Origin of the sequence: Paraburkholderia sediminicola, from assembly GCF_046026855.1 — a bacterium.
GTDB lineage: Bacteria > Pseudomonadota > Gammaproteobacteria > Burkholderiales > Burkholderiaceae > Paraburkholderia > Paraburkholderia sediminicola_A.
In genome coordinates this window covers 1-18,452 of sequence record NZ_JAQQET010000003.1, presented here as the reverse complement: position 1 = coordinate 18,452, position 18,452 = coordinate 1, and the positions used below count along the sequence as shown (strand labels likewise).

The following is an 18,452-nucleotide window of genomic DNA, read 5'->3' as shown; positions in this document are numbered from 1 at the left end:
GCGGACTTAAAAAGTCCGTGCGGCGCCAGTAAAATGGTACGGAGCCGGTTTGCGGCCGCCGTGCCGCAGACCCAAACGGAAAATGTATGCCTCAAATCGTTGTGCTGCCTCACGTCGAACTGTGCCCGGAAGGCGCGGTGATCGATGCCGTGCCCGGTAAGAGCATCTGCGACAATCTGCTCGAACACGGCATCGAAATCGAGCACGCGTGCGAGAAGTCCTGCGCGTGCACAACCTGTCACGTGATCGTGCGTGAGGGTTTCGCCGCCTTGACGCCATCAGAGGAAGACGAGGACGATCTGCTGGACAAGGCGTGGGGGCTCGAACCGGCCTCACGTCTGTCGTGCCAGGCGATGGTGCCGGCCGAGCAGGATCTGGTCGTCGAGATCCCGCGCTACTCGATCAATCACGCGAAGGAAAATCACTAACTGGAGGATGCAGCCATGAAGTGGACCGATACGCAAGACATCGCGATGGCCCTGACTGACAAGCACCAGGACATCGATCCGCAACAGGTGCGCTTCACTGATTTGCACCGCTGGGTCACCGAGCTGGAAGGTTTCGACGACGACCCTAACCGGTCGAATGAAAAGATCCTCGAAGCGATTCAGACTGCATGGATCGAAGACGCGGATTACTGAGCACGCGGCAGGGTTTTCCACCGGCGGCGGGGCGCGATTGATTCCGCTCCGGCTACAGCAAAGAAAAAGGCGATTCCATTGGAATCGCCTTTTTTAACGCCAGGAGAATCTTCAGGCTGCCAGTGGTCAGCTTGCTACGAGCGTGCCGTTTTCGACCCGCACGCGCTGGCCTTGCTGGAACGGCGGCGCTTCGTGATAGGTGAAATAGCGCGTCTTGCCGTTTTCCATCTGCACCCGGACCGAATAGGACGTCGTGCTGCGGATGTGCTTTTCAACCGAGTTACCGGCCAGGCCACCGCCGAGCACGCCGAGCACCGTCATCGCCGTGCGCCCGCCGCCGCTGCCGAACTGGTTACCTACGACACCGCCGGCCACTGCACCGCCGACCGCACCGATACCGGTGCCATGGCCTTCCTGCCGTACCGCCGAGATGCCGGCCACCGTGCCGCAGCTCGAGCAGTAGGCCGGTTGCGATGGCTGTTGCTGAGCGTACTGCGGCGCCGGCTGGGCCTGTTGCTGCTGGGCGTACTGTTGCTGCTGCGCCGGCGTCGGGGCGCGCTGAGGCGGCTGCTGCTGCGCTGCCTGTTGTGCCGCGGCCTGCTCGGCCGCCTGCTGAGCGCCCGGATTTGCGGGTGCCGCCGAATCGACCACGCCCGGTTGGGTGGCCACTTGCGCAGCCTGGGTCTGATCGGTTTGCGCGCCGCTGCTCGAGGCCTTGGGGAACAGGCCCGTGACGGCCGCCGTTGCGGCGAGGCTGGCGATGATCACTGCACCCGCCGCGGTAGCGACGAGCGGATGAATACGACGTTGTTGCGTGGGTTTGGTATCTGGATTGTCCATATTGGCCTCCGTCTGGAGCAGAGTCGACTGTTATTGAGACTGAGTGTCGGGCAAATCGATCCCGGGAGGGTTTCAATTTGTAACCATTCCTGGGCAATTATCGCGGCTCTTTCGCGTCAAAGCGCGCGAAGGGCGGCGGGGCGCCTGATTCCTTGCGGTTCCGCAGCGGGTTAAGAAAACAGCGGTCTGGCGGGCAATGCGCGCCTTTTACCGATGGTTACAAACCGTCAGGTTTCGGCCGGCAGTGCTTTTCATACGCCGCATAAAAAACGCCCGGCATCGAACCGGGCATTTTTCTTTTACGGGCCGTTGACGCGAGCAACGCGGCGATCAGTCTTCGCGGCGCAGATGCGGGAACAGAATCACGTCGCGGATGCTCGGGCTGTCGGTCAGCATCATGACCAGACGGTCGATGCCGATGCCGCAACCACCGGCCGGCGGCATACCGTATTCCAGCGCGCGGATGTAGTCGGCGTCGTAGAACATGGCTTCTTCGTCGCCGGCGTCTTTCTGGTCGACCTGCTTCTTGAAGCGGGCGGCCTGGTCTTCCGGATCGTTCAGCTCCGAGAAACCGTTGGCGATTTCACGGCCCGTGATGAACAGCTCGAAACGCTCGGTGATGCCGGGGACCTTGTCCGACGCGCGCGCCAAAGGCGACACTTCGACCGGGTAGTCGATGATGTAGGTCGGCTCCCACAGTTGTGACTCGGCGGTTTCCTCGAACAGCGCCAGTTGCAATGCGCCGACGCCCGCGTTCAGGAACTGCGGCTTCGACGCGTCCACGCCGAACTTCTTCAGTTCGGTGCGCAGGAATGCGTCGTCGCCGAGTTGTGCGTCCGTGTACTGCGGCGCGTACTTCTGGATAGCCTGGCTGATCGTCAGGCGGTGGAATGGCTTGGCCAGATCGAGTTCGCGGCCCTGATAGCTGATCGTGGCGGTACCGAGCGAGTCGATCGCCGCCTGGCGGATCAACTGCTCGGTGAAATCCATCAACCATTTGTAATCGGTGTACGCCGCGTAGAACTCGATCATCGTGAATTCCGGATTGTGGCGTACCGACACGCCCTCATTGCGGAAGTTACGGTTGATCTCGAACACGCGCTCGAAGCCGCCGACCACGAGGCGCTTCAGATACAGCTCCGGCGCGATCCGCAGGAACATTTGCATATCGAGCGCGTTGTGGTGCGTGGTGAACGGCTTGGCCGCCGCGCCGCCCGGAATCGGGTGCAGCATCGGCGTTTCGACTTCCATGAAGTCGGCATCCGACATGAACTTGCGGATCGACGAAATCGCCTTGGTGCGCGCGACGAACGTCTTGCGCGTTTCCGGCGTGACGATCAGGTCGACATAGCGCTGGCGGTACTTCATTTCCTGGTCGGCAAGACCATGGAACTTGTCCGGCAGCGGACGCAGCGACTTCGACAGCAAACGCAGTTCGGTACAACGCACCGACAGTTCGCCCTTGTTGGTGCGGAACAGCACGCCGCGCGTCGCGACGATGTCACCCATGTCCCACTTCTTGAAGGCGTCGTACGTTTCCTGACCGATGTCGGCGGGCGTGATGAAGAACTGGATCTGACCCGAACCGTCGCGCACGGTCGCAAAGCTCGCCTTGCCCATCACGCGCTTGAGCATCATGCGGCCGGCGATCGCGACTTCGAGCGGATTGGCTTCGAGCGCTTCCTTGTCGGTCTCGGCGTACTGCGTTTGCAGATCCGCGGCATGGTGCGTGGGACGGAAATCGTTCGGGTAGGCGACGCCGTGCTCACGCAGTTCGCGCAGCTTTTCACGGCGCTCGGCCATGATCTTGTTGTCGTCTACCTCGGGCGCGACATTGGGCTGGGCCGCATTAGGCTGGGTCGGTTCGGTCATGATGATTTGGTATTCGGTGGCCCGCATCGGGGAGCCCCACATGCGGGTGGCCAGTCAGTGAAAAAACCTCAGGCGCTATGACAAAGTTGCAAAGAGACGGCGCAGCAATGCGATGCATGCCGCGCCGGTTGCGCCTAGACGCCCTGTTTCAGGCTGGCGCTGATGAAGGGATCAAGGTCGCCGTCGAGCACGCTCTTGGTATTGCTGATTTCGACGTTGGTGCGCAGATCCTTGATACGGCTGTTGTCCAGCACGTACGAGCGGATCTGATGACCCCAGCCCACATCGGTCTTGCCGGCTTCGAGCTTGTCCTGCTCGGCCTGACGCTTGCGGATTTCCGCTTCGTACAGGCGCGATTTCAGCATGGCCATGGCTTCGGCACGGTTGCGGTGCTGCGAGCGGTCGTTCTGACACTGCACGACGATGCCCGAGGGCATGTGCGTAATCCGCACGGCCGAATCGGTCTTGTTGATGTGCTGGCCGCCCGCGCCGGACGCGCGGTACGTGTCGATGCGCAGATCGGCCGGATTGATGTCGACCTCGATCGAATCGTCGACTTCCGGGTACACGAACACTGACGAGAACGACGTATGGCGGCCACCCGACGAATCGAACGGCGACTTGCGCACGAGGCGGTGCACGCCGGTTTCGGTGCGTAAAAAGCCGTATGCGTATTCGCCTTCGATCTTGATCGTGGCGTTTTTGATGCCGGCGACGTCGCCGTCGGTCTGTTCCAGCACTTCAGTCTTGAAGCCCTTGCGCTCGCAGTAGCGCAGGTATTGGCGCAGCAGCATCGACGCCCAGTCGCACGCTTCGGTGCCGCCGGCGCCGGCCTGAATGTCCAGGAAGGCATTGTTCGGATCGGCCGGGTTCGCGAACATCCGGCGAAATTCCATGTCGGCGACGCGCTGTTCGAGCCCTTGTGCATCCAATTCGCAGGAGACGAGGGTTTCCTCGTCGTTTTCTTCGCGGGCCATTTCGAACAGGTCGTGCGCGTCGCGCAGGTCGTTGTCGAGCGAGGTGAGCTTGCCGACGACGTCGTCGAGCAGTTTCTTTTCCCGGCCGAGGGCCTGGGCGTGTTTCGAGTCGTTCCAGACGTCCGGGTCTTCGAGTTCCCGGTTGACTTCAATTAGACGCAGTGCTTTGTCGTCGTAGTCAAAGATACCCCCGTAGGTCGTCCGCGCGTGTGCGCAGGTCCGCCAGAGAGGCTTCGATCGCGTTGAGACGTTCCGCTTCCATGTCGATCTTTTATAGCTTCGTAAAAAGGGGAAATTATAGCCGATCGGCGCGCCGCGCCGGAGGCTAGTGTGCGATCCGGCGCGGGTTTGGGGTTGATTTTGCGGTGTTTTGCGCGCGCTGGGCAGAAGGTTGGCCGCACTCAGGCAGCGCACGCGCAGCACGCGGGAGCCGCTCGCGCGGCAACCCGGCGGCCGCTTCAGCTCGCCGCGTGTTCGACGATCAATTGCACGCGTGACACGCCGTTCCAGGTGTCGCTGGCGAGCCGGTATGCAACCGTGGTGCGCGCCGGCAGCGTGTCGGTATGGTTGAACCAGATTGCGTTGAAACGCTGGCGGCCGCGCACCAGTTGCAGTTTCAGATGCTTGTCTTTCACCAGCGCCTGCGAGGCGATGTCGAATTCGCCGGAAAACACCGGCGCCGGAAAGCCCTGGCCCCATACGGCGGCGTCGAGCATTTCGACGAATTGCGGCGTGAAGTAGGCGTCTTCGAGTTCGCCGTCGGTTTCGACCGTGCGCGATAGCGCTTCTTCGGAGAGCCATTCGCGGCCGATCGCTTCGAATGCGGCGGTGAAGCGCGGCACGTCGGCGGTGGCCATCGTCAGGCCCGCGGCCATCGCGTGGCCGCCAAATTTGACGATCAGACCCGGCTCGCGCTTCGAGATCAGATCGAGCGCGTCACGCAGATGGAAGCCCGAGATCGAACGGCCCGAGCCTTTGACAAGCTGGCCGCTGTCGTCGGCGAGCGCGAACGTGAACGACGGCCGGTGGAACTTCTCCTTCAACCGTCCGGCGACGATGCCGATCACGCCCTGGTGCCAGCCCGGATTGAACAGCGTGATGGTGGTCGCGCCGTCGGGATTGATCGCCGAGAGGTCTTCGAGCGCCTGCTGCTGCATGCCGGCTTCGATCTCGCGGCGTTCGCGGTTCATGGTGTCGAGCTGCTGGGCGAGATCCCATGCGCGGCCGATATCGTCGGTGGTCAGGCATTCGATGCCGAGCGACATGTCCGACAGGCGGCCGGCTGCGTTCAGGCGCGGCCCGAGTGCAAAACCGAGGTCGAAACCCGACGCGCTGCGCGCGTCGCGCGCGGCGGCGCGAAAGAGGGCGGCGATGCCCGGCTGCATCTTGCCTTTGCGGATCCGCTGCAGACCTTGCGCGACCAGCACGCGGTTGTTGCCGTCGAGCTTGACCACGTCGGCGACCGTGCCGAGCGCGACCAGATCCAGCAGGCCATCCAGACGCGGCTCGGGGAATGCATCGTTGAAGGCGCCGCGGCGGCGCAATTCCGCGCGTAATGCCAGTAGCACATAAAACATCACGCCGACGCCCGCGATGCACTTGCTTGGGAACGTGCAGCCCGGCTGGTTCGGATTGACGATTGCGCGGGCTGCCGGTAGTTCGTCGCCGGGCAGGTGGTGATCGGTGACCAGCACGTCGATGCCCAGCGCATTGGCTGCTTCCACGCCGTCGACGCTGGCGATGCCGTTGTCGACGGTAATCAGCAGTTCCGGTTTGCCCGACGCACTGCGGGCGGCCAGTGCGACGATCTCCGGCGTCAGGCCATAACCGTACTCGAAACGGTTCGGCACCAGATACTCGATCTGGCCGCCGAACATGCGCAGGCCGCGCACCGCGACCGCGCAGGCAGTGGCGCCGTCACAGTCGTAGTCGGCGACTACCAGCATGCGGCGTTTGCCCTGAATCGCATCGGCGAGCAGCACGGCGGCGTCTTCGCAACCTTTGAGCCCGGCGGGCGGCACGAGCCGCGCGAGGCCGGTTTCGATTTCATCGGGCATGCACACGCCGCGTGCGGCGTACAGGCGCGCGAGCACCGGATGCAGGCCGTGGCGGGTGAGGATTTCGGCGTCGACGGGTGAAGCGGCGCGCGTAACGATTCGAGTCATTCTGAAAGGCCGTGGATCATTCGATAAGTCATTCGATGAACAGCGAGGCGAGCATGCGCCGCCGCCAGAATTTGCGCAGGTCGCCGCGCGTGATCGTGAGCGTCACCGAGCCGGTGTCGCCGCACAGCGTCAGGCCAAGTTCGCCGAGCTGGCCCGACTGCAGCGCTTGTAGTGCCGGTTCGAACCAGTCGGTTTGCAACGCGGCGAAAGCGTCGTTCCAGCGCGCCCAGTCCTGTTCGATGTAGGGCGCGGAAAAGGGATCCAGTTCGACCAGCGTGGCGCCGTTGGCGTTGACATTTGTATTTGCGCTGGCGGCCGCGCCGCCCGATGTGCCGCCCGCCTCGGTAGCGGCCCGGAGTGCCGCAAACGACGCCGGCGGCGCAGCGGCCGCGACGCCCGCAGTCATGGCGAGGCCGCGCGTAGCCGCAGCGTCGGAGAAGACCCGCGCGAACGGGCTCGTCACCGGTTGCACTGCGCCCTGTGCGTGAAACCAGATCGAGTTGACAGCCGGCAAGCCACGCGCCTCGCGCGCTTCATTGACCGGATGTTCGAACCACGCCATCTGCACTTCGTTCTGCAGCTTCATCCAGGCGCGCGAACGGTCGCCGGAATGCGCCTCGTGCGGCAGCCAGATTTCGATGTTGCGGCCGCTCGCGCGCAACGGCGACGCTCCTGCCAGCGTGCCGAAGCCATCGCCCGACAAATACCACCGTGTGGGCTTCGGCGCTTCGATACGCACGCCAAGTTCCTCGATCAATGGCCGGGCGACTGCCAGCAGCACGCTGGCTTCGTCGTCGGAAAGATCGAGCGAGGCCGGATCGATCAGCACCAGATGGTCGTGCGCGATGCGCACATGCACCGGTTGCACGCAGGCCCACGTGGCGTTGCCGGGGTTGCCGCCGTCGGCGCGCAGCATATACGGGGCGAGCGGCGCTTCGTCGGCTGCCGCCGTGCCGCTGGGAAGCGCGCCGAACTGGCGCGCCACCCAGCGCTCGTGCGGCAGCGTGCGCTGAAAATCTTCGCCGACCACCCGTTCGACCAGCGTCGCGCGGGCGATCAGCCGGTCGAGGGCCGGACTCTGGATATCGTGCAGGGCGGTAGAGGCGTCCGCTGCGGCGGGCAGCGCGAAGGGCAGGAGCAGATGAAGACGGTTGGCGTGCATGATGCTGCGCATTGTAGGGCAAAGAGTGCGAGTATTCAGACCATATCGGCGGATTCGGGCGCCTTGCCCGAGCCCTGCGAGTGGCAGCAGCCGGGCGCGGCGGCACCGCGCGCATGACGAGGGAGACCGACATGTCGCGTGAACTGAAAACCGAGCAGGAACTGCTTGGATTGGTCGTACAGGCGCTCGAAGCCAATCCGGCCACGGCCGGCTGGATTCCGACCGGATTCCACGAGACCGTCGAGGACGAGGAAGGCTGTAACTGGGATATCACCCATCTGCACCGCGACCGTAAAGATGCGGAGGTGCGCGAAGCCGCGACCAGCCAGGCGGCCGGGATCATCAACGATCTGCGCCGCCATTACAACCTGCGTTAGTGCGGAACGGGCGTGTCGGCTCAAGGCGGCAGGTGAGCCGGTTTTCGCCGCGAGTCCGGCGTTCATGACCGGCAGCAGGCGCTTGAGCCCGCCGCGAGCCCGTGTGCAAGGCCTTTGCGCGAGGGCGCGGCATTGTATGGCAAACTTCGCGCTTGATTGACGGTGGCAGCAGCAGTGGCGGCGGGGTAGCTCCAGTAGCGCCGGGTTTGCTAACGACGCTGTAAGGCGCCCGAAGGCGCCAGAACGTCGTACCGGAACCATCCGGGTTGCCGCGACACCAATGATCACGACGCTCAGGCCACATAACAGGCGCGACAGGTTCAGGTTGCCGCCGTCATGCGCAGCAAAAGGGCCATGAGCAGACGGGCCATGAGCAGACGAAGAACGCAGAAAAGGATTCGCTTGAAATTTCCCTACGAATGGCAGATTGGCTGGCGCTACACCCGCGCCGGCAAACGCACGACCGGTAACGGCTTCATTTCCTTCATCGCGCTCGTGTCGATGTCGGGCATCGCGCTTGGCGTTGCGGCGTTGATCGTCGTGTTGTCCGTGATGAACGGTTTCCAGAAAGAGGTGCGCGACCGGATGCTGTCGGTGCTGGCGCACGTCGAAATTTTTTCGCCGACCGGTTCGATGCCCGACTGGCAATTGACTGCGAAGGAAGCCCGCCAGAACAAGGAAGTGATCGGCGCTGCGCCGTATGTTGAAGCGCAGGCGCTGCTCACGCGTCAGGACGCGGTGAGCGGCGTGGCGCTGCGCGGCGTCGAACCGACGCTTGAGCCCGAGGTGTCCGATATCGGTAAGGAGATGAAGGGCGGCAAGCTAACCGACCTCGTTTCGGGCGACTTCGGCATCGTGCTGGGCGCGGATCTCGCCACCAATCTCGGCGTGACGGTCAACGACAAGATCACGCTGGTCGCGCCTGAAGGCACGATCACGCCCGCCGGCATGCTGCCACGGCTGAAACAGTTCACGGTGGTGGGCATCTTCGAGTCGGGGCACTACGAATACGACAGCACGCTCGCGCTGATCAACATCAAGGACGCACAGGCGCTGTTCCGGCTACCCGCGCCAACCGGCGTGCGGCTGCGCCTGACCGACATGCAGCGTGCGCCGGAGGTCGCGCATCAACTGGCACGCAGCCTGTCCGGCGATTTATATATTCGCGACTGGACTCAGCAGAACAAGACCTGGTTTTCGGCGGTGCAGATCGAAAAACGCATGATGTTCATCATCCTCACGCTGATCATCGCGGTGGCGGCGTTCAATCTGGTGTCGTCGCTGGTGATGACGGTGACCAACAAGCAGGCTGACATCGCGATTTTGCGCACGCTCGGCGCGCAACCTGGCTCGATCATGAAGATTTTCGTGGTGCAAGGCGTGACGATCGGTTTTATCGGCACGGCGACCGGCGTCGCGCTCGGCTGCCTGATCGCGTGGAGCATTCCGTGGCTCGTGCCGATGATCGAGCATCTGCTCGGCGTGCAGTTCCTGCCGCCGTCCGTGTATTTCATCAGCGAACTGCCGTCCGAACTGATTCCCGCCGACGTGGCGCGGATCGGCCTCATCGCGTTCCTGATGTCGGCGCTGGCGACCCTTTATCCGAGCTGGCGTGGTGCGAAGGTCCGTCCTGCGGAGGCACTGCGCTATGAATGACCGTTCCGCTAGCGTTTCCATGAACTCTGAAGACACCGCGCTGTATCCCTATGTGCTGGAAGCAACCGGCGTTTCGAAGTCGTTCGTGCAGGGTGGCCTCAATGTGCAGGTGCTGAACAACGCGCAACTGAGCGTACGGCGCGGCGAAAAGCTGGCGATCGTCGGCGCATCGGGGTCAGGCAAGAGCACGCTGCTGCATGTGCTCGGCGGCCTCGACGATCCGAGCGCAGGCCATGTCTCAGTGATGGGCAAGCCGTTCACGAAGCTCTCCGAGCGCGAACGTAACGACCTGCGCAATCGCGCGCTCGGTTTCGTGTATCAGTTCCACCATCTGCTGCCGGAATTCACCGCGCTCGACAATGTCGCCATGCCGTTGCGGATTCGCCGCATGACGACCGAAGCCGCGCGGCGCGAAGCGCTCGCGGTGCTGGAGCGCGTCGGCATGGGGCACCGCGCGAAGCATCGTCCGGGCGAATTGTCCGGCGGCGAGCGTCAACGGGTCGCGATCGCGCGGGCGCTGGTAACGAAGCCCGCGTGCGTGCTCGCCGACGAACCCACCGGCAATCTGGACGGCGGCACTGCGGACACCGTGTTCAATCTGATGCTCGAACTGTCGCAAACGCTCGACACCAGCTTTGTGATCGTGACGCACGATCTGGAATTGGCCGGGCGTTGCGACCGGATCATGCGCTTGCGTGACGGCGTGTTGCACGAAGATCCGCCTGTGCCGGTTTAATTGCCGCGCGGAATGTGAGCGATGCTTTGCCGCTAACGAGGCGCGCCATGTGGATCGATACGCACTGCCATCTCGACGCTTCCGAATTCAACGCCGACCGCGATGAAGTCGCCAATGCGGCACGTCAGGCAGGTGTCGGGCGTATCGTGATTCCCGCGATCGGTCGCGAGAACTTCACGACGGTGCGCGATCTCGCGCACCGCATCGACGGCGGCGCGTATGCACTCGGCATCCATCCGCTCTTCACGCCGGGCGCGCAGGACGGCGATCTCGAACTGCTGCGCATGGAAATCGAGGCGAGCCTCGACGATCCGTTGTTCGTCGGCATCGGCGAGATCGGCCTCGATTATTTCGTCGAAGGTCTCGACGATGCGCGCCAGCAGTTTTTCTACAACGGTCAACTTCAACTGGCGCGCGAATTCGATTTGCCTGTGATTTGTCACGTGCGAAAATCACAGGACCAGGTCATCAAAGGGCTGCGGCGACATCAGATCCATCGTGGTATCGCCCATGCATTCAACGGCAGTTTCCAGCAGGCTCAGGCGTATATCGACCAGGGCATGCATCTCGGTTTCGGCGGCAATCTGACTTTCGAGCGGGCGCGGCAAATCCGGCGGCTGGCGGAGCAATTGCCGTTCGACGCGCTAGTCGTCGAGACCGACGCGCCGGACATCGCTCCTTCCTGGATGTACAAGCAGCGCAACTCGCCGGAGCAGATTCCGGGCATCGGCGCGGGCCTCGCGCAACTGCGCGGCATGACTGCCGACGAAGCCGCCCTAGGCACAACGGCTAACGCGCTCGCCGCGTTGCCGCGGCTCGCACTTTCCTCTGCATAATTGAACGCGATGGTTTGAGTGGTTCGCGCCGGGCGGAACACACGCCCGGCGGGCCTGCTGACGCCTGCTCGCTGTGCGTCGCGTCCTCCGGCGTCGCTGGGCGGAGGGTGGATGCGGGCATGGTGGTGCGGGTTTGCGTTGGGTGTGATCTGGCTGCAGCGGCAGGCGGCGTTGCCGGATTGGGGTGGGTGGTGTGCTCTGGTGATGTCTGGGTGCGTTGCGATTCCTTTGGCGGCGTGGGGATTGCGCTGCGGTGCGCGAGATGAAGTGCGCGGCGGTACTTCGGATGAATTGTGCGGTGATTCGATAATCGCGCGCGCGCATGCGGCAGTTGCAATTTCGCGATTGTGGTACGTCTTGCCCAGCGCTCGCGTGCGCTCATGCGTTGGCTGGGGGGCGGTGTGGATTGCCGCCATGTGCATGGGTTTCGGCTATGCCGCCTGGCGCGCTGAAACACGGCTCGCGGTGAGCTTGCCGAGCGCATGGGAAGGGCGCGATATCGACGTCGTCGGCAGCATCAAGGGTCTGCCTTCACGCGACGACAAGGGTGCGCGGTTTCTCTTCGAAGTCGCTTCGGTCGACGCGCCGATCGACGCTTTTCCGCGCGTGATTCAACTCTCGTGGATTGCCGCGGATACGCCTGCGCCATTGCTCGAACCCGGCGCGCGCTGGCGTCTGAGCGTGCGGCTCAAACGTCCGCATGGCAACGCAAACTTCGGCGTGCGCGACGCTGAGGCGAGTTTGCTGGCGCGTAATGTACGCGCTACCGGCTATGTGAGCGCGCCGGCTCACGCTGTGCGTTTGCCGGGTTACGCGCGTGGCGCCAGCGTCACGGTCGATCGCTGGCGCGCCGCGCTACGTGCGCGCATCGACAAGGTGCTCGCCGATGCACCGCACCGTGGGATCGTGGTGGCGCTCGCCATCGGCGCGCAGGACCAGGTCAGCGCGGCCGACTGGCTGCTGATGCGCGGCACGGGCACCAGTCATCTGGTGGCGATTTCGGGCCTGCATATTGGCTTTGTCGCGGGCCTTGCGGCCTGGCTCGCTGGTGCGGTGTGGCGGCGCTCGGGGTTCATCGGTCGCAACTGGCCGTTGCTGCTGCCCGCGCAGGTCGTTGCAGTGACGGGCGGCGCGGTGTTCGCGGGGCTGCATGCGGCATTGGCCGGTTTCAACGTGCCGGCGCAGCGCGCGCTGTGGATGGCGGGCGTGGTGGCGCTCGCGTTTATCAGCGGCCGTAATGTCGCGCGATCAGTGGTGCTGGCTTGGGCACTGGGCCTGGTGCTGCTGATCGATCCGTGGGCGGTCGTGTCGGCGGGATTCTGGCTGTCGTTCTGCGCGGTGGCGGCGATTCTGTTCGCGATGTCGGGACGGCCCCGTGTGCAGGATCATCAGCAGCGTCGAGACGAAGACGGTGAGGGCGGCGTAGCGCCGACAAGGCTCTCGCGGCTGTGGTCAGGCCTGGGCCGCCGCGTGCGCGCTTTCGGTGAACGCCTGCGTAGCGCCGCGCATGTGCAGTTCGCGGTGACCGTCGCGCTTGCACCGCTCACCGTCTACTGGTTTGCGCAGATTCCCTTGATCGGTCCGCTCGCGAATGCGTTCGCGATTCCGTGGGTGAGCCTGCTGGTAACGCCGGCGGTATTGGCGGGCGTCGCGTTGCCTGCGCCATTCGATGCCTATGCCTTTCGCGCCGCGCACACCTTGCTCGACCTGCTGAGCGCGGGCTTGCAGATGCTGTCCGGTCCGGCATGGACGCTCTGGCGGCTGCCGCAGCCGGACGCGTGGGCGCTCGCCGCGGCGGCGGCGGGTGTCCTCTGGTGTCTGGCGCCGCGTGGCTGGCCGCTGCGTTGGGCCGCACCGCTCACCTGGCTGCCACTGCTGATGCCGGCACCGCCTGGGCCGCCGCACGGCAGCTTCCGTCTGACGGCGTTGGATATCGGTCAAGGCACCTCGGTGCTGGTCGAAACCGCGCATCACGCGCTGCTGTTCGACACCGGACCGGGGCCGGAATCGACGCATGCTGGCGAGCGGGTTGTCGTGCCGTTTTTGCAGGCGCACGGCGTCACGGCGCTCGATACGCTGATCATCAGCCACGCCGATTCCGACCACTCGGGTGGCGCGCCGGCTGTACTGGACGCAATCGAGGTGCGCCAGATGGTGGCGGCATTGGCGCCGGCCAATCCGTTGTGGTCGAAAGCAAAGCAACGTGGCGCGGATACGCTGCCCTGTGCGGCGGGGCAGCGCTGGCAATGGGACGGCGTTGAGTTCGCGGTGCTCTGGCCGGATGCCGGACCGCTGCAAGTCAAGCCGAATGCGCATTGCTGTGTATTGCGAGTGAGTACGCTACCTGTTGCGATGAAGCCGTCTGTCATGGCGAGCCCGCCGGTCGCGGAGGGCATGTCGCTGGCGGCGGGCGGGGCGGCTGTAGAGAGCGTGCCGGCCGGAAGTGTTCAAACGGCGCCGGTACGCATGGCCGCCTTGCTGGCGGCTGACATCGAAGCGCCGGTCGAACGCATTCTGCTCGCGCGCGATCGTGACGCGTTGCGCGCTCAGGTGCTGGTCGTGCCGCATCATGGGAGCAAGACCTCGTCGACCGAGCCGTTCCTCGACTCTATCGACCCGCTCGTCGCGCTATTTCAGGTAGGCTACTTTAAATACCACCCCTGAGAGCCTTACGCCGCAAGGGTTTGCGGCGTTGTCACTTCCTGTTGTGACCAGATTGTGACCGCGTTTGCATGGTGTGCCAGATGGTCGGGCGCGAGGTGTGCATAACGTAGCACGTGTTCATACTTCGACCACCCGCCCATTTCCATCAAACGATTCAGCGGCGTTCCCGCCTGGACGTGCCAGCTTGCCCAGGTGTGCCGGATGTCGTGAAACCTGAAATTCTCGATACCGGCGCGCACGCATTGCCGTTTCCATTGCTCACTAGTCACGTTCGGAATGATCTTTCCACGCCGCGAGAATACGTGCGTAGGGTGCCGACCGATCCAGCGCCTGATGACGGCTACGGCTTCGTCATTCAGCGGCACGCCGATAGACTTGCGCGCCTTCGCTTGATCGGAGTGAATCCACGCACGCCGGTTCACCAAATCGACCTGTGTCCATTCCAGACCGAGCAGGTTTGCACGTCGCAGACCGGTTGCGAAACCGAGTGTTGCAACGTCGCGTAGCCATTCGGTACTGATTGCCGCAATCAGCCTTTGCGCCTCTTCACGCGTGAGGAAGCGAACGCGCTTGTTTGCTACCTTTGTGTCTTCCAGAAACGGCACACGGTCAAGCCATTCCCATTTGATCGCCAGATTGAATAAATGCCTCATAGTACCGAGATACATATTCTTCGTTTTGACGGACAGCGGTTTAGGCTGTTTCGTTCGTGCGCTCAGTTGGGGCAATGCTTCGTAGATCTCGTCACGCGTAATCGACTCCAGCAAGCGACCAGAAAAAAACTGCCGGAAGTGCCGAATATGAATTTCGAGATTCACGTAAGAACTAAGGTGCGTTGATTCCTTCAACATTCGCAGCGCGGCGGCGTCCCATGTATGCTTTTGTTTCTCGCCAAGCTTCGATATGCGCCACAATTCTGCCTTCAGCCTGTCGTGATACTCTTCAGCCTCCTTTTTGTTGGCCGTGCCAGTAGACTGTCTAATTCGCTCGCCACCTGGCGCGCGGAGGTCAATGTGCCAGGTGGTCGAGCCGTTGCGCTTACGGAGTGCCATTTCTTCTCCTTCGGTTCCGTCCGCGCCGGTCGGGACGAATTATACTCTGTTACGGTCTTCAGTTTTTCAGGCCAGATTCGCCATTGCTTGCCAATCTGGAAAAATCCCATGTCTACCTTGTGGGCGTAAATCGTCGCGTATGAGACGCCAAGCAGGGCGGCGGCTTCCTTTAAGGAAAGCGCTTTCGTGGTCGAGGCGTCGCTTTCGAAGTCTGTATTTTCGTTGTCTTTCGTCATTCGTGATAATTGTTGAATTGAATGAGGAAAGGTTATGGATAATCGAAAACACTTTCAAATCATTTTTTGGTCTAATTAAATGTACTTTCTTTAAAATCACGCATTTGACACTTTTCGCGTTATTTTGTTGTTTATAGAAATGTTGTATTTCGACAACAAGGCGAAAGAGCCCAGCTACTCTTTCGAATAGCGGGGCTTTTTTTGCGCGCGGTAGGATCGTGCGCTTCGCGCGTGTGAAGGACTGATTTCGGCGGCTTCTGGCGCGTCAGCGCTGCATCAGGTTTTATCTCTGGTAGTCTCTGTTAGTAGTCTCTGTTCTATATAGACGAAGATGCCAATTTGGTTTCTCCGATGATGCCAAATTGGCACCATCGATGATTCCATTTTGGGAGGTAACTCGGCGCAATGCTCATCACCTAATCAATCGCCCAGCGGCACCGCGTTGGTCACCGTGGGTACATACGGGTCATTCGGAGCATTGACAGGCCAGCAGGCGTACCCTTTGCCGCCACGAGCGGATTGTGTAGCGCCAACATCGCACCCAACATGGCGCGACCCGCCGTCCCGCTATCGGGAACTATATTGCCAAGTAACGGTGGCGAGCGTTTCGTGCGAATGGCTGATTTCGGCGGGTTCCCATACACGCGCCGCCAGCTAGGGGAGGTGCGAAAAACACCCTGGTCCGGGGTAGTGGTTGCCGAAAATTTTCCCGGCATCGTTTCGGATGCGGGTACGGGAGATCGAAGATGAAAGTCTTAGTGATTGTGGTGCTCACATTGGCTACGGTGATAACCGGCGTAGCTGCGGCTTTATTTTCGCTTCAGTCAACCCGTGTTCCGGTTGTTCCGGGTTGGGATGGCATCAGCACCATCGAACCAGTAGACCCGGCCCAGGCTAACGCCGGGTGGACGGTCGGGCTGCTAAACGCTAACAATAAGAGTTCCGACCTTAATAGAAAAGCGGCATGGTCCGCCCTTGCTGCGGCTGTGTTGGGCGCACTGACTGGATTTGCTGCACTGTGGTGGCCGTGAGATCGTGCAGTTGATTAACGGATAGCTCACGGGAGCTGTGATCCGGACTACAACCACAGCGGGATTGATGAAAAGATGGCAAAGTTCAAGCCGGGTGATGCGACGGACCTCGCGTTGTGCGCGGCGTTGAAGCACGAGTATCTTAGGTGCAGCGATGCGTTTGAAGAATTCAGGCACGTTGCCGAGAAGATGATCATGCAAGGTGAAGACCGCAGGATTGCGTTCAGAACTTACAACGCTTACGCGCGGTTCATTCATCACCTGTATGAGTTCCTGCTAGCAGCGACGCAGCGGGATCGCAACGACACTGCCCAACTTGACCACGAGTTAGCAGACAAATACATACACGGCATTGCACAGCGTGTACTGAACAAACGGCGCGAAGCAATCTTGAACGGCACCGCTCCGGCGTGGGAAAACCACATCAGCGCATTTCCGGAACACGTGCCGCAAGACTTTGCGAGCCGATTCCGCAGGGTTCGTAACACTGCCTTGGGTCATGCAAAGCCCGAGCGCCATCGCCTTAGTCTTACGACCTTTTATCACGAATTCCACAAGTTCCTTTACATGATCTACGTGGACTCAATGTGGATGTGGGGGCGTGTAGATGATGACTTCCCGGACCTTGGCGAAATCACAGCCTTCTCCGTTATGATCAAGGACGACCCGGCGCTGAGTACCTGAGTGGGCACCGTCCCGAGTGCCAATTCGGCGGATACTCGTTTTTACCCGGTTGTGAGCGATTCCGCAAGTTCGCTTAGTGTCACGAAGATAACGCCATATGTCTTTGATAGCCAAGCGCGATTTTCCAGGTTCATGACTGACGGGCCGCCAGCGGATTTTCCAAAGTCATGGGAGCAGAACAGATCGATTCGATAGCCGACGTGCGATGCGATGCCGTCGCCATCCGACCACTCCGCAATTGCTTTTTCAACGGCAGTGCGTTCTGCGGACGTTTGCGCATGGGCCAAACCCTGAAGCCAAAGTTTGGGTTTATCGGAAGTAACTCCAGCTAACTTGTTGTACTCGTTGCCGATCTTAAGACCAACAGCACGCCCAACACCCCGTTGTTCGATGGCGGCAGCAACTTCGTTCGCCTTTTCACGATGCGCCACGACTTGCTCGATAGGCTCAATCACATAAAAGGACTGATCCGGGTCCGGTCGAGTTAATCCATCCACCCACCGAGCAGGTCCCCTAAGTGCTCGCAGACCCAAGCCCAAAGCTGCCTGCACAGCCTTCTCGTACGCATCATTTAAGGGCGGGCGATGATGCCGAATCTCGATTGTGATATTCGCAGCCTGCTTGTTGGGCGACGTTGAGCGACTACCGACAGCCGTTTTTGCCAACACCTCGGGCCGCTCTTTGCGCTCGATCCCTTCCAAGCTGCAATACGTTTGTGAAAAATAGCCGTTGAGCCTCCCATCCTTCAGCGCTGCATGGACGACGAAATAATCAGCCTGACGCGGGTCGCCGACGCAACGCTCGGGGCGAGTGGCTTTTTCTAGGGTATTGGCGTCGAAGGTTACGGTTCGGATCATGTTTTGGCTCATCGAATGCTGGTCTATCGGACTATCTGCAAGTGGTGTGCAACGTCGCTGTCGGTCACGCATACGCCCGTACCCTGTTGGGTCCATCCACTTGATGTGAACACACATCGAACGTCGTGAGCTTCTACCGAGTGCGCTAGCACATCGCCCTTTTTCTTACATTTCGCCCTTTGACTCGATCTTGATTCGGCAAGCCGCAAACGCCGCTTCGAACGCTTCGAGGTCATCCGGGAAAATCGCATCGGGTTGATCGACCTTGACGATTTCCCACTCTCGAACGTGGCGATGACGGATCGTCTGATTTCTGATCCGATATCCGGTCGGATGAATGTCATCGATGGTGGCGTTCATTGTCCAGCCGCCGTGCTCGCGCGTTTGCTTGCTTTCCATTTGACACCTCCTGTTCTGGGACAACTGTGCCACGGTCTGCTGTTTCCGCAAAACTTCTTAGTTGCTTTCCTTCGTTCGCTGTTCGATGCGATCTCGATCACGGTGAAGTCCGGACAGCGCTTCCTTGATCTGTTTGCGTGCATCACGAACACTCTCGGCGAGTTCAGAAAACTTGGTTTCCGCAAAAAAACTGGATTGCAGGCCGTGGCGATGCAAGCTCTCGATGCGGGAAAGAAGTTCGCTTGCAACGCGTTCAAGATCGCAGAC

18 protein-coding genes are annotated in these 18,452 nt (G+C 61.5%); 9 read left to right on the top strand and 9 right to left on the bottom strand.

The features are described from left to right. Window positions 1-86 precede the first annotated feature (86 nt). Window positions 87-428 carry an ISC system 2Fe-2S type ferredoxin gene (gene fdx, locus PQR40_RS04080; protein WP_012433562.1) on the top strand — a complete coding sequence of 114 codons (342 nt, stop codon included), beginning with the start codon at window positions 87-89 and terminating at the stop codon, window positions 426-428. 15 nt (window positions 429-443) lie between these two features. Next, window positions 444-641: a Fe-S cluster assembly protein IscX gene (gene iscX / locus PQR40_RS04075; protein ID WP_325045431.1), complete on the top strand. Its 198-nt coding sequence runs from the start codon at window positions 444-446 to the stop codon at window positions 639-641. A gap of 126 nt (window positions 642-767) precedes the next feature. On the opposite strand, the gene PQR40_RS04070 is transcribed toward iscX, so the two are convergent. The 5 genes from PQR40_RS04070 to PQR40_RS04050 all read right to left on the bottom strand — a co-directional run bounded on the left by PQR40_RS04070 (window position 768) and on the right by PQR40_RS04050 (window position 7,669). Continuing rightward, window positions 768-1,481 carry a glycine zipper 2TM domain-containing protein gene (locus PQR40_RS04070; RefSeq protein ID WP_408508473.1) on the bottom strand — a complete coding sequence of 238 codons (714 nt, stop codon included), beginning with the start codon at window positions 1,479-1,481 and terminating at the stop codon, window positions 768-770. Window positions 1,482-1,811: 330 nt separating this feature from the next. Further along, window positions 1,812-3,353 carry a lysine--tRNA ligase gene (lysS, locus tag PQR40_RS04065; protein WP_408227253.1) on the bottom strand — a complete coding sequence of 514 codons (1,542 nt, stop codon included), beginning with the start codon at window positions 3,351-3,353 and terminating at the stop codon, window positions 1,812-1,814. 134 nt (window positions 3,354-3,487) lie between these two features. Further along, a protein-coding gene (gene prfB, locus PQR40_RS04060; RefSeq protein WP_408227250.1) for a peptide chain release factor 2 occupies window positions 3,488-4,592 on the bottom strand; the annotation gives its coding sequence in 2 pieces (ribosomal slippage) (window positions 3,488-4,510 and window positions 4,512-4,592; 1,104 coding nt in all). 196 nt (window positions 4,593-4,788) lie between these two features. Continuing rightward, window positions 4,789-6,495, bottom strand: a complete 1,707-nt coding sequence (gene recJ / locus PQR40_RS04055) for a single-stranded-DNA-specific exonuclease RecJ (RefSeq protein ID WP_408508472.1) — start codon at window positions 6,493-6,495, stop codon at window positions 4,789-4,791. 28 nt (window positions 6,496-6,523) lie between these two features. Continuing rightward, entirely contained in the window at window positions 6,524-7,669 is a 1,146-nt protein-coding gene (locus PQR40_RS04050; protein ID WP_408508471.1) for a regulator, read from the bottom strand. A gap of 119 nt (window positions 7,670-7,788) precedes the next feature. Between PQR40_RS04050 and PQR40_RS04045 the strand changes: the two genes are divergently transcribed. The 5 genes from PQR40_RS04045 to PQR40_RS04025 all read left to right on the top strand — a co-directional run bounded on the left by PQR40_RS04045 (window position 7,789) and on the right by PQR40_RS04025 (window position 13,926). Continuing rightward, window positions 7,789-8,034, top strand: coding sequence for a hypothetical protein (locus tag PQR40_RS04045; RefSeq protein WP_408227241.1), 246 nt, complete (start codon window positions 7,789-7,791; stop codon window positions 8,032-8,034). A 402-nt stretch (window positions 8,035-8,436) separates the two neighbouring features. Beyond that, a complete protein-coding gene (locus PQR40_RS04040) occupies window positions 8,437-9,690 on the top strand; it encodes a lipoprotein-releasing ABC transporter permease subunit (RefSeq protein ID WP_408508470.1) in 1,254 nt (417 codons plus the stop codon). Beyond that, window positions 9,683-10,426, top strand: a complete 744-nt coding sequence (lolD, locus tag PQR40_RS04035) for a lipoprotein-releasing ABC transporter ATP-binding protein LolD (RefSeq protein ID WP_408333364.1) — start codon at window positions 9,683-9,685, stop codon at window positions 10,424-10,426. The genes PQR40_RS04040 and lolD overlap by 8 nt, the downstream gene beginning before the upstream one ends. 47 nt (window positions 10,427-10,473) lie before the next feature. Next, complete coding sequence (locus tag PQR40_RS04030) at window positions 10,474-11,262, top strand: TatD family hydrolase (protein ID WP_408227232.1); 789 nt, start codon at window positions 10,474-10,476, stop codon at window positions 11,260-11,262. 111 nt (window positions 11,263-11,373) lie between these two features. Next, window positions 11,374-13,926: a DNA internalization-related competence protein ComEC/Rec2 gene (locus PQR40_RS04025; RefSeq protein WP_408508469.1), complete on the top strand. Its 2,553-nt coding sequence runs from the start codon at window positions 11,374-11,376 to the stop codon at window positions 13,924-13,926. Window positions 13,927-13,931: 5 nt separating this feature from the next. Here the strand turns inward: PQR40_RS04025 and PQR40_RS04020 are convergent, their stop codons facing one another. Next, entirely contained in the window at window positions 13,932-14,978 is a 1,047-nt protein-coding gene (locus PQR40_RS04020; protein WP_408508468.1) for a tyrosine-type recombinase/integrase, read from the bottom strand. 982 nt (window positions 14,979-15,960) lie between these two features. On the opposite strand from PQR40_RS04020, the gene PQR40_RS04015 reads away from it, so the two are divergent. After that, on the top strand, window positions 15,961-16,245 hold the full coding sequence (locus tag PQR40_RS04015; RefSeq protein ID WP_408508467.1) for a hypothetical protein: 285 nt from the start codon (window positions 15,961-15,963) through the stop codon (window positions 16,243-16,245). A gap of 75 nt (window positions 16,246-16,320) precedes the next feature. Further along, complete coding sequence (locus tag PQR40_RS04010) at window positions 16,321-16,929, top strand: hypothetical protein (protein ID WP_408508466.1); 609 nt, start codon at window positions 16,321-16,323, stop codon at window positions 16,927-16,929. A gap of 41 nt (window positions 16,930-16,970) precedes the next feature. Here PQR40_RS04010 and PQR40_RS04005 read toward each other — a convergent pair whose 3' ends face one another. From PQR40_RS04005 to PQR40_RS03995, 3 genes are all read right to left on the bottom strand, one after another. Beyond that, on the bottom strand, window positions 16,971-17,786 hold the full coding sequence (locus tag PQR40_RS04005; protein ID WP_408508465.1) for a hypothetical protein: 816 nt from the start codon (window positions 17,784-17,786) through the stop codon (window positions 16,971-16,973). 165 nt (window positions 17,787-17,951) lie between these two features. After that, window positions 17,952-18,185, bottom strand: a complete 234-nt coding sequence (locus PQR40_RS04000) for a hypothetical protein (protein ID WP_408508464.1) — start codon at window positions 18,183-18,185, stop codon at window positions 17,952-17,954. 57 nt (window positions 18,186-18,242) lie between these two features. After that, window positions 18,243-18,452, bottom strand: a 210-nt coding sequence (locus tag PQR40_RS03995) for a hypothetical protein (protein ID WP_408508463.1), incomplete at its 5' end; no start/stop codon positions are given.